This is a genomic window from Indolivaga alginatilytica, from assembly GCF_003201355.1.
Taxonomy (GTDB): domain Bacteria; phylum Bacteroidota; class Bacteroidia; order Bacteroidales; family Dysgonomonadaceae; genus Dysgonomonas_A; species Dysgonomonas_A alginatilytica.
Window position 1 is genome coordinate 36,394 of record NZ_QICL01000008.1, and the last position, 17,243, is coordinate 53,636.

General features: G+C 38.0%; 9 protein-coding genes. 6 read left to right on the forward strand and 3 right to left on the reverse strand.

Going from position 1 to position 17,243, the window contains the following annotated elements; translation table 11 throughout:
- Positions 1-9: 9 nt before the first annotated feature.
- The 3 genes from CLV62_RS08235 to CLV62_RS08245 form a co-directional block, all read right to left on the reverse strand.
- Positions 10-2,184, reverse strand: a complete 2,175-nt coding sequence (locus CLV62_RS08235) for an alpha-galactosidase (RefSeq protein WP_110310307.1) — start codon at positions 2,182-2,184, stop codon at positions 10-12.
- Between the two features lie 112 nt (positions 2,185-2,296).
- Positions 2,297-5,638 (reverse strand): DUF5107 domain-containing protein, encoded by a 3,342-nt coding sequence (locus tag CLV62_RS08240; protein ID WP_110310308.1) that lies wholly within the window; start codon positions 5,636-5,638, stop codon positions 2,297-2,299.
- 113 nt (positions 5,639-5,751) lie between these two features.
- Positions 5,752-7,125, reverse strand: a complete 1,374-nt coding sequence (locus CLV62_RS08245; protein WP_110310309.1) for a sugar porter family MFS transporter — start codon at positions 7,123-7,125, stop codon at positions 5,752-5,754.
- Positions 7,126-7,284: 159 nt separating this feature from the next.
- On the opposite strand from CLV62_RS08245, the gene CLV62_RS08250 reads away from it, so the two are divergent.
- From CLV62_RS08250 to CLV62_RS08275, 6 genes are all read left to right on the forward strand, one after another.
- The gene (locus CLV62_RS08250; protein ID WP_110310310.1) at positions 7,285-8,181 is read left to right on the forward strand and encodes an AraC family transcriptional regulator; all 897 of its coding nucleotides are present in this window, start codon (positions 7,285-7,287) and stop codon (positions 8,179-8,181) included.
- 855 nt (positions 8,182-9,036) lie between these two features.
- Positions 9,037-10,035: a malate dehydrogenase gene (locus CLV62_RS08255; RefSeq protein ID WP_110310391.1), complete on the forward strand. Its 999-nt coding sequence runs from the start codon at positions 9,037-9,039 to the stop codon at positions 10,033-10,035.
- 296 nt (positions 10,036-10,331) lie between these two features.
- Complete coding sequence (locus tag CLV62_RS08260) at positions 10,332-10,922, forward strand: RNA polymerase sigma-70 factor (RefSeq protein ID WP_110310311.1); 591 nt, start codon at positions 10,332-10,334, stop codon at positions 10,920-10,922.
- Positions 10,923-10,975: 53 nt separating this feature from the next.
- The gene (locus CLV62_RS08265) at positions 10,976-11,965 is read left to right on the forward strand and encodes a FecR family protein (protein ID WP_110310312.1); all 990 of its coding nucleotides are present in this window, start codon (positions 10,976-10,978) and stop codon (positions 11,963-11,965) included.
- A gap of 231 nt (positions 11,966-12,196) precedes the next feature.
- Positions 12,197-15,598: a TonB-dependent receptor gene (locus CLV62_RS08270; protein ID WP_110310313.1), complete on the forward strand. Its 3,402-nt coding sequence runs from the start codon at positions 12,197-12,199 to the stop codon at positions 15,596-15,598.
- A gap of 104 nt (positions 15,599-15,702) precedes the next feature.
- Entirely contained in the window at positions 15,703-17,223 is a 1,521-nt protein-coding gene (locus CLV62_RS08275) for a RagB/SusD family nutrient uptake outer membrane protein (RefSeq protein ID WP_110310314.1), read from the forward strand.
- Positions 17,224-17,243 lie beyond the last annotated feature (20 nt).

Genomic DNA, 17,243 nt, shown 5'->3' on the forward strand with positions numbered 1-17,243 from the left:
TATTTTAGATTAGTTGGCAGTGAGTCGAATAACAACACTTTCGTATTCATTGTACATGGCAAATGTGAGCCCGACTTTCATCAGATATTCACCCGTAAATACTTTCCCATTATATTCTGAGAATCTCGACCAATTAGGCGACTCGCGGTTAACCTCTTGCATGGTATAAACCTTATTCGGGTCTAATCCTTGTAAAAAGAGGGTTTGTGTATTGGTTTTGATTTCCTTTCTTACCAGAAAGTTGAAGACAATAGCTTCATTTTTATCTTCCGAAACATACATAAATGCAGTACGGTTATTTTTGTATGGAGATAACAAACGGTATAAATCGCCCATCAAAACTGTTTTGCGGATTTCTTTATAAGTGGCGATTGCATTTTTCGAGAATTCGTATTCCTTCTCTGTCATTTGCGTTGGTTGCAAGTCCATACCCAATTTTCCAGCCATAGCAATATCGAAACGGTATTTCAGAGGTGTACTGCGTCCACTGATGTGGTTTGGAGAAACCGACACATGGCTTGCCAAGCCGATAGTAGGGAAGAAATGCTGTGCTCCCCATTGAGTAAATATCCGTTGTAGAGGGTCGTTATTATCGCTGATCCAATATTCATCGAAATATTTCAGTGTACCGTAATCTATTCTACCTCCACCGCCTGAGCATGCCATGAAAATAACATCGGGATAGTTTTTATTCACCTTTTCCATTATTTCGAGAAGTGCCCGGCTATAATCGATCCAGATATGAGATTGTTTGTCGGCAGGCAGATAAGACGAGCCGGGATTTCCGACAAAGCGGTTACAGTCCCATTTCACATAATCTATACCCGGATTGTTTTTCAATATCTCATCAATTGTATTATATACAAATTCCTGAACTTTAGGATTACTCAGATCGAGAATCAATTGATTGCGTTGAGTAGTTCTTTCTCTATGAGGTTGAGCGATTATCCAATCTGGATGTTTTTCATAAAGCTCACTTTTAGGGTTTACCATTTCGGGTTCTACCCAAATACCGAATTTGAGATTGCGTTTTTTACACTCTTGTATCAGATATGGAATACCCTGATGTAGTTTCTTTTTATTGGTTTGCCAATCTCCTAATCCTTGGGTATCGCCGTTACGTGGATATTTATTACCGAACCATCCATCATCAAGCAGAAATAATTCAAAACCCATTTTAGAAGCATCATCAATAATCTTAGTTAACTTAGGTTCATCGAAATCAAAATAAGTGGCTTCCCAGTTATTCAGAAGGATATCTCTTTCGCGATCTCCGTTTTTGATACCGTATTTACGTGCCCAACGGTGAAAATTGCGTGTTACTTTCCCTGTTCCCTCTTTGCTGTAAGTATATAACAAGGCAGGTGTTTTGAAGCTTTTATTTTTGTCCAGAGTATAGGTTGATGCATACGGATTAGCACCCGATAGTACTCTAAGTTTTTTATCATTATTCACTTCAAAACAGAACTGAAAGTTTCCCGGCCAAGCCAATGTTCCCCCAATCACTTCGCCTGTCGATTCTTCAGCAGGAGCATTCAGAGATAAGATAAAGCATGGATGTGTGTATTGATTAGTACGTACTCCCAGTTTAGAATCGATGATTTTGATACCTGATGTCAACTCTTGTTCTGCTATATTCATCTCTTCTGACCAGTCTCCGTAAAATTGACTGACATAATATTTGGGTGACACAAATGAAAGATCGGATGAAGCAAAATTTTCCAGTGCAATGCTTTTATCTTCATTGTTTTTAATTTCAGTCCATTGTTCGATAATATCTTCCTTCTGATACGCATTATAATGCAGGTCAACAAACAGGTTATAATATTCGTCTTTCAGGGAGATCACAGTGTGGGTGATATTGTCGCTTACCTTATCGGTTTTCGATGACACGTAAGCCAATTCGGTAGAGGTATTTCCATCGGCATGAGTAATTCTCAATGCAGCTTCAAACACGTGGTTAGTGCCAAAAGTAGAATATGCACTGAAGTTTTTTAGTGAAACTATTTCCAGTTCATTCAATTGCTTGATACGCTCACCAAAGTAGGTTTGTTCTAACCTGTTTTTGTCGTTTACCTTATACAGCAAACAAGTATTGTCGGTAGTTATACGGACAAAGTTGTTTGCAAATAGTGCTGAGGTAAACAACAAGCAGAATACGGTTACTAAATGTTTTACTTTCATGGTATTTATTATTGGTTCCAAAATTGTGGTCTTTGTGCTTTCCTTAGTGTTCTCCGTGTTTATATTTTACCACCAAGAACACTAAGTTTGACACAAAGAATATCAGTATACTTTACTTAATACTACTTAGCAGCAATTGGCTATCTTGGTGATTAATATCCAATTGTTTCACTTTTTCCAGATACTCTTTGGCTTTAACAATATCCCCTAAGCCCAGATGTCCCAATCCCATTACATAGTAGCAATGAATCTGATTACGAATATTCAGGTCATCTTCCCAGATTGCAAGATCGGGTAACGATACTGCGAAGTAATCGATTCGGCAATTGTCGAAGAGATGCTTCTCACCATGATTAATCAGTTTATTATAACGGCTTTTCGCTTTGCCCGTATTACCCAGTGCTTCCCATGCAAGACCTTGATAATAAATCTTGTCGGGCTGCTGATCGTTATAGAAGAAGGCTTGTTGTGGCTCAGACGATCCTACAGTTGCTTTTTGCAGGTAAACAAGGGCTTGTTTTTCATCACGAAGTCCACGATAAGCTATTCCTTTGTAATAATCGATGTCGTTTTCTTCCGCATTGGAAAGTTTACCTTCTCCCAGATTATGCGGATAAGTATCTATTTCGTGAAGTAATATTAAAGCCTCTTTAAACTGTTTATTATCGATAGCTTGCTTAGCCAGCTCCAGCCTACAGATAGTATATTGCTTGGTGATTTTACCTTCGCCGCCTTCCCATGGATGGAATTTACGTGAAGCTATCAGGTCTTTTGCTTTTGTATACTCGCCCAATTGATTGTATAGGGTGATTCGCTCAATGCTAAGGTCATCACGTTGATCTACAAGAGTCGGGTGTTTTTCGAGGAACGTCAAACGCTTACGATGCGATAAGCCTGTTTTTTTATACAATTGATCGAGTTCCATTAATAAGCGGTCGTCTGTTTGGTCTAATTTGAACGCTTCTTCCAATAATACTTTTGCCTGTGATTTATTGTTGGTCTTGTTGTAATATGCCAGTGCCAGATTTCGCAATACAGTAGGGAACTTGGCATTCACTTCTTTTGATTTTTCCCAACATACGATTGCTTCATCGTATTGGCGAGCAGCATACCAGAAATTTCCTAAATAATAAGGAGCGAACGAATCCGATGGATTTAGACAAATTGCATCTTTTAAGATATTTACCTCTTCGATACGATTCGGGAAACACTTGTCAGGACACATTTGTGACGCTTTTATATAATATTCTTTTGCTTTAGAGGCATCGCCCGATTTAGACGCAAAATAGCCCAGTGTATAATATACCATTGGATAGACGTTCTCAGGATCGGCAATGCTTAATCGTAAAAACTGGTCGGCTTCGCTGTACATTCCACTGTCTGAAAAATCAAGAGCATACTCTATGTATGGATGAGTAGAACCATGCATCAATGCTTTTAATTCCTGTAAATCTTTAGCATCGTTAGTCAGCAAGTACTTTTCGAATCGGCATCCCATGTTGAATTTATCGATTTTTAAAGACTCCTCAATTAAAGCTACAGCTTCTTCTTTTTTACCTAGTTTTCTTAAAACAGATGCCTTTAACTGACGTCCTTTATGATTGTGCCAATTACGTATCAACGAACGGTCTATTCTGTCTAGAGCATCTTCCCATAATCCTTTGGAGGCATCTATCTGAGCTAAAGCATAAAAGCCCGAATCTTGCCATGCAGCATTCCATGTTGCTTTAAAGAATGCATCATAAGCATCCTCTTGGCATCCTTGCATATTGAGGCTCCATCCCAGATTGAAATAAGGTTCGCCGTCATATGGATTGGGGTTACGTTCGGTTTGCGTTTTTATCGCTTCTTGGAAATAAGCTTCGGCTTTGGCGAATTGCCCTTTACGCATCAACAGAAGTCCCATTGCATTGTTGCATCGGATGTTACTTGGCTCGCGTTTGAGTGCTTCGATGTAATAATCCATCGGATTATAAGTAGCATGACGATACTGCTCCAAGTGTTGACCGGTAAGGAACAGCTGTTCGATAGAAGCTATATCCTGCGGGTCTTTAGCCGCCTTAGCAGGGTCGGGCGTAGGTTTAATCTCAGGCTTGTCTGCCTGATAAGTCAGTAGCTCTTTTCCGTCTTTCGTATATAGTTCAAATATCAAATCTTCGGGAAGGATTTCACCAACCTTTACGCTCTTAAAATAAGATTCAGAAGGACTGGTATTTGCAGTATCATCTACATATACTTTACCATCTTTATTTTTCAAGATGATGTGCAAGTTCTCAAACTCGGAAGTAGTATAAAGTATAATGTTTGCCTGTCCATCTTTGATATTTACATTTACTATGGCATCTTTATTGGCATTTTTCACATAACCTACTTCGGCATAAGGCATGAAATATTGTACCCACGATTTTTCTTCGTTAGGTTGCAGCCAGGTGAAATCGGGTTGATTATCGGTAAATACACCGGTCATCAATTCGATATAAGGTCCGTCTTCGTCTGTCAGGTTTCTGTCCCAAGCCACGCCGAAGTCGCCGCATCCCCATGTCCATTGTTTTTTTCCGGGTGAAACATGGTGATTGGCAATGTGCAGCAATCCGCCTTTTGCATCTTCTTCATAGCCGCCTACAAAGTCGAACTTCGATTGTACAGCCATATAAGAGGTGGGTACAGGTATATTTTTGTATTTGGATATATCTACACCTTCCGAATAATCTTGTTTATAATACACGCCTGTTGCTATCGGAAAATTAGATACATCACGTTTTCCGTGATCGAATACTGCATGTACATCAGGTGGAAAAACTGTATGATATCCGTCATTAACCACTACGGCAGGGTTTGCCCACCATAAGAATGTTTGAGGAAAAGTGGTTCTGTTGTATACTTTTACTTTTATTTCCAGATATGATTTTCCGGGATGAAGTGTAAAGCCTTGCATACCTTTGGTGCGAAACATGCGTTCTACTTCGTTGCACCAAACGGTTATGCTGCCATCCTCGTTTTCTTCGATGCAGTAATCGGTAGGCAAATAAGTACTTGGACGATGATGTTGAGGCCAGTTAAACTCTATACCTCCCGAAATCCAAGGGCCTGTCAATCCGACTAACGCAGGTTTAATTACCTGATTATAATATACAAAGTGGCGTTTTTTTACTTTGTCGTATGCCATTTGTACACGTCCTCCCAATTCGGGAAGAATCATGATTTTCAGATATTCATTTTCGAGGAACAGAGCCTTGTAAAGTTTATCTTTCTTTTCGTCCGAAATTTTTTCGACTACCGGATATGGATATACCACTCCCGAGCTGCCTTGATATACTCTCTTTTCAGAGAAGATAGGGTTCTTTTCTTCGGCGCCTATTTCGTAAGTGGGGAGTAGTATGTCTTCTTCCCATGCCTTAACAATTCCTTTTTGATTAACGGTTGCCTGAATCAGGTGTTTAGTCATTTTCTCCATTTCAATGAATTTAAGGTCTCAGACCTAATTATTATTTTAATTTCCGTTGTAGGGGCGAACCTGTGTGTTCGTCCGTTGAGGGCAGACACATAGGTCTGCCCCTACAAGGTGTCTTATTTTGTCAGTTCTTTTTCTATTTCTTCCAGTGATTTTCCCTTGGTTTCGGGTAAATTTCTTTTTACGAATACAAATCCCAATAAGCAGATAACGCCATATAGCCAGAATGTGCCGTATGCACCTAATGCATTGTTTAATAGAGGGAAAGTGTAGGTAAGGAAGAAACATGCCGTCCATAACGAGAAAGTAGCAACAGCCATAGCCATACCCCTGATCTTGGTTGGGAATATCTCGGAGATAACTACCCATGCTATCGGTGCTAGGGTCATTGCATAGCATCCTATGGCGAGCATTACAAGAATTAATACTGCAATACCGGATATATGGAAATAATAGCATGCTCCCAATATGGCGTATATACATGCCAGTCCTAAAGCTCCGAATAATAATAAAGATCTGCGCCCTAGTTTATCTACCATATACATTCCTACGATGGTGAATGCTACATTGGTTACACCTGTGATCACTATATTGAAAAGTATATCGGATACTCCGTATCCGGCGGCAGCAAATATTTCCTGTGCATAATTGAATATAACGTTGATGCCGCACCATTGCTGAAAAGCTGCTATAACAATACCTATCAGAAGTATCTTGGGCATTTTTCCTTTGAAGAGTAGTCTGTAATCGACCTTTTCTTTAACTGTTGAAGTTGCCGCTTTTAATTCGCCGATTTCGGATTTGGCATATTCTTCCCCCCCGATTTTAGCAAGTATTTTTTCAGATCTGTCAAATTGTAATTGTGCTGCCAGCCATTTAGGGCTTTCGGGTACGATAAAAATCATAATAAAGAAGAATATGGCCGGAACTCCTCCTGCCCAGAACATCCAGCGCCATCCCATCTGACCATTCCACGATTGAAGGATATCCGTGCCGGCGGTTATCGGTTCGGCAATGAGCCAGTTTACCAGTTGAGCGGCTAAAATCCCTATAACAACAGTGAGTTGGTTGAGCGATACAAACCGTCCCCTTACATTTGCCGGAGCAACTTCTGCGATGTACATAGGCGAAAGATTAGATGCGATACCTATGGCTATACCTCCTAAGACACGGTATACAATAAACCACGAAAGGCTATCGACCATTCCTGTGCCGATGGCGGCAAGAATAAAAACCAGTGAAGCGGTAATCATCAACGGCTTCCTTCCGTAACGGTCTGACAAACCTCCCGATAACATCACTCCGAGTAGGCAGCCGAGAATAGCACTCCCCATTACAAATCCTTGTATTGATGGAGAATCTGCAATGTCAAAGAAGACTTCATAGAAAGGTTTTGCCCCTCCGATCACTACCCAGTCGTAGCCGAATAGCAACCCTCCCATGGCTGAAACGAAGGTGATGAGATTTAAATACGATTTATTGTTCTTCATGTGTCTTAGATTAATTAAATGATACTATTTATAAAAGCAAAATTAGATGGTTCGAAAGCAGAAAAAATGTATTATTATTTTGAAAACATGTAAAATATTACTATTATCGCATTTCCAATATATTTAACCTTATTCTTACACCGTTTAACGAAAAATAAAATGGAAACCATTGCTGACGGATTTAAAGGTGAAAAGGCTATTGTAACTCCTTACAACATAAGAGAATTGCAGGCTGAAAATGAAATAACCAGACAATTGTATATTACACATATCGGTTATTACCCAAATGCGAAATACCATTATCGGGAAAGGTTAGCGGGGACTAACGAAAATATTCTTATTTATTGTGAAAAAGGTAAAGGCTGGATCGAATATCAGGATGAGCGGCATACGCTATCCGGCAATCAGGTTTTTATAATACCCCAAAATGAAGCGCATTCGTATGGTTCAGATCCCCATAATCCGTGGAGTATATACTGGCTGCACTTCAAAGGAGAAAATATACACATGTTTAAACCCATTATCGGGAAGGTATTGTCTATCAAAGATACAGCTAACAGCAGACAGCAGGATCGGTTTATGCTTTTCGAAGATATGTTTCAGAATCTGGGAATGGGCTATAATCCGGAGAATCTCGAATATATCAGTTTCTGCTTAATGTATTTTCTTGCTTCTATAAAATACTTACCCCAATACAGAGAAATAAAGAATGTGAAAATAGATGATGTGATTCAGAAAAGTATCCTTTTTATGAAGGGTAACTTAGAAAATAAAATAACTCTGGAAGACATCGCTCATGCCGTCGGTTATTCGGTTTCTCATCTGATTACTCTGTTTACTCAGAAAACATCTTATTCACCCTTTGTATACTACAATCAACTCCGCATACAAAAAGCGTGCTCTTATTTACAATTTACAGAATTGAAAATAAAAGAAATAGCCTTTAGATTAGGTTTTTATGATCCTTTTCATTTTTCAAAAACTTTTCTCAAAGAGATGAGGATTACCCCTAAAGAGTACCGAAAAAGATACCATGAAAAATTAGATTTTGATTAATCCTAAAAATTTCTTTCTTACAATAAAGTGACAAATATAAACGAAAAGTATAAGAGAGAAAGTTAAGCACTCTTAAATTAATTTAAAACTATATCGAAATCTTATGGAGACAGTAATAATGCTGTAGGTCTTGTGTTGGTTACAGTAATAGATTCTGCTGAATTTATGGAAATTATATCTCTGGAATAAATGAATAGTGGTTGATATTCAATGGTATGTGTCGATTTGGTGAGTGTTTTATACAAAAAAGAAATGGTTGTCATCCCGACAACCAATCTTCATTATTAACCTTAAATCTAATACTATGAAAAACACATACTTTAAACATTTGACTCTAAGGAAAAGTTCAATGAATTGTTTCTATATTTAAATAGATGTATTTGATAACTTAATCCAAAGAGAAAAATCTTATATTTTATATCTATTTCCTAAATACTCTTATTCGGATTTATAAACTAAACAGAGCATTTATTGTATTAGCTAAATGCTGCTTTATTATATAGTTAACGTATTGTATAGGAAAAAGTTCTGTCTCTCTTCGTTAAAAAAATATAAGTGTAATTGAGACTGAGTATATGTTGAGATCTGCATACAAGATCAGGTGAAAAAATCCTCTTCCAATACTTCTTTATGATACTTGAAATCCTGAGGTTTTTTTAGCCTTAAAATATGTACTTAAATAGGAAAAGCTATAACCAAAAGTAATGGTGCATAATATTAAAAAAGTATAGTTATTCGATAATATTTAATAGCTTTGAAATGGAAATTAAGGTCGTAGACCTAGTTGTTACTTTGGCAGTAGTGTGACCAGAGATAGTTAGGGTTGCGTAATATAAACTATATAAAATGAAATTTATGAAGACTCTTACAAACGAAAAGTTGACAATTATCGGTGCTGCAGGTATGATCGGTTCTAATATGGCACAAACCGCTATAATGATGGGACTTTCATCTGAAATTTGTTTATACGATCCATACCCTACAGGTCTGGAAGGCGTTGCCGAAGAATTGCTGCAATGTGGTTTCGAAGGTGTAAATCTAACATATACTTCCAATGTGAAAGAGGCATTAACCAATGCTTCCTACATAATATCTTCGGGAGGTGCCGCCCGCAAACAAGGCATGACACGTGAAGATCTATTGAAAGGCAATGCAGAGATTGCAATTGCTTTCGGGAAAGATATTAAAGCCTATTGCCCCGAAGTAAAACATGTGGTTGTAATATTTAATCCTGCTGATATTACGGGATTGCTTACACTATTGTATTCGGGGTTGAAACCAAGTCAGGTAAGTACGCTTGCTGCATTAGACAGTACCCGGTTGAGAAACGAATTAGCTAAACATTTCAAGATAAGCCCCGATAAAATCAAGAATTGCCGTACCTATGGAGGACATGGAGAAGAAATGGCTGTGTTTGCATCGACAACTACAGTAGATGGCAAACCTTTAAATGATTTGATTGGGTGTTCTGAGTTAAGTGCTCAACAATGGGAGGATATAAAACTAAAAGTGATACAAGGTGGAAAGCATATTATAGATTTACGTGGCAGATCATCATTTCAAAGCCCAGCCTATCTATCTGTCGAAATGATTCGTGCAGCTATGGGAGGCGACTCTTTTAAATGGCCTGCCGGGGTATATGTTGCTAATCATAAATTCAATCATATTATGATGGCTATGGAGACGACAATCAATACAAATGGCATCACTTATCAAGAGGTTGAAGGTACTCCTGCTGAATTTGCAGATCTTAATAAGAGTTATCAACATCTTTGCGATTTGAGAAATGAATTAATTAATTCAAATGTCATACCACCGATTAGCGAATGGCAATCCATAAACAGCAATTTATAATAATGTGGGTTTTAGAGATCAATAATATATAGATAAGTTCTATATGTGAACAGAATAAAGGTAGTTGCAAGCATGCAGCTATCTTTTTTTATAAAATAAGGCTGAGTATGAATTACTTTTGGTCTGTTTGTCACATTTGTCTTATTAAGGAATTTTTAGAAAAAAGGCATCTTAATGACAGTATTAAACAAAAATAAACGATTATCTGAAACAAATTTTCTACTTTAGCACCTTCCCTATATGACAAAAAGAGTTTAAGAATTTTTGATACCCTATTTTTTAGACGAAATATATTAATGGAAGTCAAGGATACATATAATGCATTATTTGAGGAAATTCGGAATGACAATACGGAAGCATACCGCAATTTGTATAGCCAATTTTATGCTCCTTTATGTATGTTTGCTTTACGATATATTCAGGATTCGAGAGTTGCAGAAGACTGTGTGCAGGATGTTTTTTTGAAAATATGGAAAGATCGCCAAAAAATTACAATCTCAACCTCAGTTCGTTCTTATCTACTGACTTCAGTTCGCAATATGTGCCTCAATCTGATTGAGAAACAAAAACTAGAGCTTACTTACGAACAATATATCCTTACCAACTACGATGAGTACGATGCCGAAGATTTATATTCGGTTCAGGAACTTACCCTGTTGATTGAAAAAGCAATAGCCAAACTTCCTGAGAAATATCAAACTGTGTTTCGGATGAGCCGTTTTGAAAATCTAAAGAATAAAGAGATTGCCGAACAATTAAATGTGTCAGTAAAAACAGTCGAAGCATATATGACTAAATCGCTGATGATGATTAGTGTAGAGGTTGGTAAGTACTATCCTGTATTATTAATTATTTATTTTCTCGAAAAGATTTCAAATAATCCCTAGGGTATCGCCCGACTTCTTTGTCTATTATATAGAAAGCCCTTTTTAATGATAGCATGGACAAAGAGAAATTAGAAGACTTAATCAATAAATTTTTCCTCAAACAATTGACGCTTGGCGAAAAAGTCCTATTTGAAGATATACTAAAATCTTCGGATGAGGCTCGGAAATTGTTCCGTCAATGGAGCTTTATCCACCGAGGTGTCGAAACTATCCAATTTAATAAGACTTGCACTCCTCCGGAATTTAATATCACACTGAAAGAAAAGACGAATCGTGTACGTCTTTGGAGACAGCGTGTTATAAATATAGCGGCTGTTCTTACTATTCCTTTATTAATAGGCTTTTTGTATTTATTTGTAGGAAAAGAGAGTCTTTCAAAACAAATTTCACATGAATTGAGTTATACGAATACCAATAGTAAGGCAATTCTGATCACGTTGCCCGATAGTTCAAGAGTGTATTTGTATGCGAAATCGACACTCAGGTATCCGAGTGTATTTACCGAAAACGAACGTCATGTGAAATTGACCGGTGAGGCTACTTTCGAAGTTGTGTCCGATCCTGAAAATCCTTTCTATGTAGAAACATTAGACGGAGTGAAAGTAAAAGCCTATGGTACAAAGTTTAATGTATATGGATACGAAGACGATGATATCATGCAGGTATATCTTGAAAGGGGCAAAGTCAATTTCAGTTCTCCCGACTTAAGTGAGCCAACTGTAATGAGAGCCTCGACGAAGCTTGAATTTAACCGTAAAAGTAAAAGTATTCAGATTTTACCTTCCGATGCATTCGAATATGAAGCATACGAAAAAGGGATTTTACTATTCAGAAGTACCTCATTGGAGCGAATTACCAAAAAACTATCCAGAGTTTATGATGTGGATATAGAGATAAGAGATAGTCTGTTGTGCTATTATCCGATAACAGGAGTATTCGAAAATAAAACGATCACCCAGATATTGGATGTACTGCAAATGAGTTCTCCCGATTTAAAGTGGAAAAAAGAGAAAGAGAAAATTATTCTATACAGAAAGCCTTAAAATCAGATATTTACTTTGTTTTTTTAATCAGATTTCTGATCGTCAATTAGTTATTTTTGACATTAAATGAGAATAAACATTAAACAGGACGTAACTGTGTTGTAATATGAGTTGATTTTCTTTGATGTGCATAAAATAATATCAAACAAATTGTATAAGTATGTGTAAAACAGTTATTAAACCAAGAAAAAAACGAACGTTATTTTTAATTGAAATAATTAACCTAGAGCCATGAAAAAGAAAAAAGAATTTTTAGGAAAGAGATATTGGTATCTCTTGTTGGCTGGATTGTGTTTGTCCTCATTCACAGCCCATGCAAAGCAGAATATTTCTATTTCGCTAAATAAGCCTCAAACTACCGTTAGAGACGTATTGAATGAAATAGAGAAAAAAACTGATTATAGTTTTGTGTATAACGACCGTCTGGTGGATGCAAACAAAATTGTATCTGTAAAAGCAACCGATAAACCTGTATCGGATATTCTGGATGAAGTATTCGAAGACTCCAATATTTCTTATACAATAGTGGATAATCAGATTGTATTATCTGCCGGAACAAAGGAGGTTCAGCAGGACCAAAAAAGAATAGTGAAAGGTACGCTGAAGGATTCAGAAGGTGCAGAACTTCCCGGAGTAAGCGTCATTGTAAAGGGTAAAACCACCGGAACGGTATCTGATCTGGATGGTAATTTCAGTATTGAAGTACCCGAAAACGCAACACTCATATTTAGTTATATCGGTTATCTGCCGCAAGAAGTAAAAGTGGGAGGTAAATCGGATATAAATGTTGTGTTGAGAGAAGACAATAAATCTTTAGATGAAGTCATTGTAGTAGGTTATACCACACAAAAGAAAGCAGACCTGACGGGTGCAGTATCTTCCGTAAAGATGTCGAATCTCGAAGATATGGCGAACGTAGACATTAGCAGTGCCCTTCAAGGGCGTATGTCGGGAGTAACCGTACTGCAAGGTAGTGGAGCTCCGGGTTCGGGTACATCTGTCCGTATTCGTGGTATGGGAACCTTCGGCAACAACGATCCGTTGTATGTTATTGACGGTATGCCTGCTGATAATATGAATGATTTGAACCCCAGTGATATAGAGCGTATCGATGTATTAAAAGATGCCGCTTCGGCTGCTATTTACGGTTCGCGTGCAGCCAATGGTGTAGTTATTATCTCAACCAAAAAAGGCAGTAAATCAGATAAGGTAAATGTTACTTTCAATACATTCCAAGGATTTTCGGCACCACAACATAAAATAGATGTATTGAATGCCCAGCAAAGAAATATGATTCATCTCGAAGCATATGCAAATGACTTCAACAGCATAGCAAATCCTACGCAGGATCAGATCAATGCTTATAATAAAAATATAGCCTATTATTCAACTCCTTTTGCACAGGAAACAAGAACAAATTGGCAGGATGAAGTATTTACCAATTCGGCTTATCAGGGTAATTACGACTTGTCGGTAGCAGGAGGTTCCGATAAAATAAAATATAACATTATGGGAGGACACCTTACTCAGGATGGTATATTGAAAGGAACCAGCTTTAAGCGTACGACTTTCCGTGTGAATACAGAGACCGACATTACCAAGAAACTGAAATTTGGAGAGAACCTGATGATCACTCACTCTAAACAAAACATTGTTCCCGATATGTCGGCTTCATCAGGTGCTATCATTTCGGCATTACGTGCAGATCCTTCTGTTCCTGTATATGACGAAAATGCTAACTTAAGTGGAAGTGGTCCATTGGGAGCTGATATCCAAAATCCTGTGGGGATTATTCAAAGAGCTGACCGTGTAAGAACGAGAGACCGTATCTTCGGTAACGTATATGCACAATATAGTATTATTGATAATCTGGTTCTTAAAACCGATTTCGGATATGACTGGTCTAAATGGCAGGACAAATGGTTTACTGCACGTGTACCCGAAGCAGGACGTGCTTCTAACTCAAATGAGCTGACACAGAGAGATTGGCAAAGTACAAGATGGATCAATACAACTACTTTGAAATACGATAAAACCATTGATAAACATAAGTTTATGATTCTAGGCGGGTATGCTTATGAAGAATTTGATGTCAATTATACCAATGCCCGTGGTACCGGTTTTATTTCGGAAGAGCCTTCACAACGTTATTTAAGTGCAGCGACTAATATTGCATGGATGCAGGGAGAGCGTGAGCAGTGGGCGCTTCAATCGTATTTTGCCCGTTTGGATTATTCTTTTGCCGACAGATACCTGTTATCGTTGAATTTCCGTGCTGACGGTTCTTCTAAATTTGCGAAAAACAACCGTTGGGGATATTTCCCTTCTGTATCGGGAGGATGGCGTATTTCGGAAGAACAGTTTTTCGAACCATTGAAAGCTTCGGCGATTCAAAATCTTAAAGTACGTGCAAGCTGGGGTAAATTGGGTAACCAAGATATTAATGATTTTTACCCAACCAAAGTAGCTATACAAAATACGACGGATGACGATGGCTACAATGTAGTATTCGGACAGAACGAAACTGCTACAATCGGACGATATGAGGCATCTATGGCAAATCCCAATATAAAGTGGGAGGTAACTACACAAACCAATCTTGGCTTGGATGTTACATTCTTAAATCACTTTGATTTTACATTTGATTATTATAACAAAAATACAACAGATGTATTGATTCAGGTTCCCGTTCCTTCGCTTGCAGGTGTAACAAGTAATCCTTGGTTAAATGCAGCGGAAGTTCAAAATAAAGGTATCGATCTGAATTTATCGTACAATACGAAAATTAATGATTTACAGATAAACACATACGGAAACTTCAGTACTGTGAAGAATAAAGTACGTTCGATGGGAACAGGTAACAGTGCTTTATTTACAAGTGCTTACAGAGGAACTAATATTTCGAGGACTTTTGCCGGTCAACCGATTGCTCATTTTTACGGTTATAAAACAGCCGGAATATTCAGAAGCGAGGATGAAATTAAGAATTATAAAAATAGTACAGGTGCTCTTTATCAGCCCAATGCGAAACCGGGTGATATTAAATTCGTAGATGTAAATGGTGATGACCAGATTGATGGTAATGACAGGACAAATATCGGTAGCGGATTTCCTAAATTTACATACGGTCTTGGTACCGATCTTGCCTATAAAGGGTTCGACTTAAGTCTTTTCTTTCAGGGAGTAGCCGGATACAGTATCTTTAATGCCTTGAAATACGAAGGTATGTTTGTGAATGCAAGATATAATCAGTATACCGAAATAATGGATCGTTTTCATGAAGTAAACAACCCTAACGGTTCGTTGGCACGTGTAACACTTGAGGATAAAAATTCGAATAAAAGAATGTCTGATTATTATGTAGATAAGGGAGACTATCTGAGACTGAAAGTACTTACCCTCGGTTATACATTAAACAAAGAAACGACTCGGAAAATAGGTATCCAGAACGTGAGGCTGTATGTAACTGTGCAGAATTTATTTACAATAACAGGCTACAAGGGATATGATCCCGATTTAGGAAATGCATACGTTAATGAAATAGAGCCAAACGGACCTTCTGAAGTGGGAGTGGACAGAGGACAATTCCCTCAGACTAAATCTTTCATTATGGGGCTTAATATCAACTTCTAAGGTCGAAGACCTTTTTATTACTTTGGCAATCATAACAGCCATAGACTGTTATAATTACGAAATGTAGTAATAAAATATTTTACATTACTTAATAAATGAGTATCATGAAACTATATAAACTATTATTTATACTTCCTTTATTCATGCTCGCATCTTGTGACTTGGATAGAGAACCTTTCGGAATATCTAATTTCTGGAATACAGAAGCCGATGTATGGCTGGGATTGAATGCGGCTTACGAACCGTTTTATAATGAAGAAGGCTTTGGACGCGGACATTTTTGGGCAGGCGGACCTTCGAGTGACGATATGGTTATTAACAGGGATAAAAACGATGACGATCAGTTGACCAAGTTTATTGCTACTTCAAATGCTTCGGGCGGACAGTTCAGTAACTGGCAATTAATGTATCGTACCATTCGCCGTGCCAATGATGTAATGGCTAATACACCTAATATTACTATGCCGGACAAAAGCCGTGATTTGATTCTCGGTGAAGCTAATTTCTTATGTGCGTACTCCTATTTCTATCTGGCTAAAAGATATGGAGGTCTTCCATTTTATGATTGGAGGAAACCGTTGGAAATAAATAAACCAAGAGAAACTAAAACCGAAACATATGTGCGTATCGAAGCTTATTTGAAAGAAGCAATCAATCATTTTGAGGCTCAGAACGCATGGGTAAGAAGCAATGATGATTTGGGCAGACCGAATTTAGGTGCAGCTTATGGACTATTGGCTAAAGTATATGCTCATTGGGGCAAATATGCAGAAGCTAAAGCCGCTGCCGAAAAGGTAATCAATTCGGGTAAATATTCTTTGGATAAAACAGGCAATAATGGCTTTGCTCATTTGTTTTCTTTGGCAGGAGAGAAAGGTAACGAAGTCCTCTTCAATCTGGTAAATAAACCTGTAAGGAATCAAGGTTCTGTAACTTCTGTTATTCTTCTTTCGGGAACATTATCAGGCGGTACGGGATGGTTTTATTTTGCTCCTACAAAGAGTTTGTACGATGCTTTTGAAGCCGGTGATTTACGTCGTAGGGTAACTATGGCGGGAGCTGGTGACGAAGTTAATTTCTTAGGTAAGACTACGGTTCTGACCTCTGCAATGATAAGTGATATGAGTACCGGATATATGGGTACAAAATACAGTTCGGCGTACAATCAGCTTACATCTTGGAATTGGGAAACAGGAGCCGATGTTCCATTATTGCGCTATTCGGATGTGTTGCTGATACATGCCGAAGCTGAGATATTTTTAGCCGGTGGAGGTTCAGCCAACAGAACTAAGGGAGTGGCTGCCGCAGCAGCTTCGTTTAATGAAGTGCATCTTCGTGCCTTTGGAGGTGATCCGGGTAAAGCGATTGCTGCACCTACATTCAACGATTTGGTTAAAGAGCGCCGTTGCGAGCTGGCTTATGAAGACGAACGCCATTTCGACTTGGTTCGTTGGGGATTGGCAAAGGAAGTGTACGCTGCCGCAACTACTGCAACAGACCCAAGAGGTGCACGTACATTTGACCCTGTAAAGAATGCACATTTCCCGATACCTCAAAGAGAAATCGAAAACACCGATTATCTGTTAGTAAATAATCCAAAGCCGGGATATTCAACTTTTGAGTAAGTAAGTAATTAATATATAAG

Bases quoted from the DNA above. Each gene is read 5' to 3' on its own strand.
- CLV62_RS08275 (WP_110310314.1), top strand. From the start codon at position 15,703: ATGAAACTATATAAACTATTATTTATACTTCCTTTATTCATGCTCGCA.
- CLV62_RS08240 (WP_110310308.1), bottom strand. From the start codon at position 5,638: ATGGAGAAAATGACTAAACACCTGATTCAGGCAACCGTTAATCAAAAA.
- CLV62_RS08250 (WP_110310310.1), top strand. From the start codon at position 7,285: ATGGAAACCATTGCTGACGGATTTAAAGGTGAAAAGGCTATTGTAACT.
- CLV62_RS08255 (WP_110310391.1), top strand. From the start codon at position 9,037: ATGAAGACTCTTACAAACGAAAAGTTGACAATTATCGGTGCTGCAGGT.
- CLV62_RS08270 (WP_110310313.1), top strand. From the start codon at position 12,197: ATGAAAAAGAAAAAAGAATTTTTAGGAAAGAGATATTGGTATCTCTTG.
- CLV62_RS08245 (WP_110310309.1), bottom strand. From the start codon at position 7,125: ATGAAGAACAATAAATCGTATTTAAATCTCATCACCTTCGTTTCAGCC.
- CLV62_RS08260 (WP_110310311.1), top strand. From the start codon at position 10,332: ATGGAAGTCAAGGATACATATAATGCATTATTTGAGGAAATTCGGAAT.
- CLV62_RS08235 (WP_110310307.1), bottom strand. From the start codon at position 2,184: ATGAAAGTAAAACATTTAGTAACCGTATTCTGCTTGTTGTTTACCTCA.
- CLV62_RS08265 (WP_110310312.1), top strand. From the start codon at position 10,976: ATGGACAAAGAGAAATTAGAAGACTTAATCAATAAATTTTTCCTCAAA.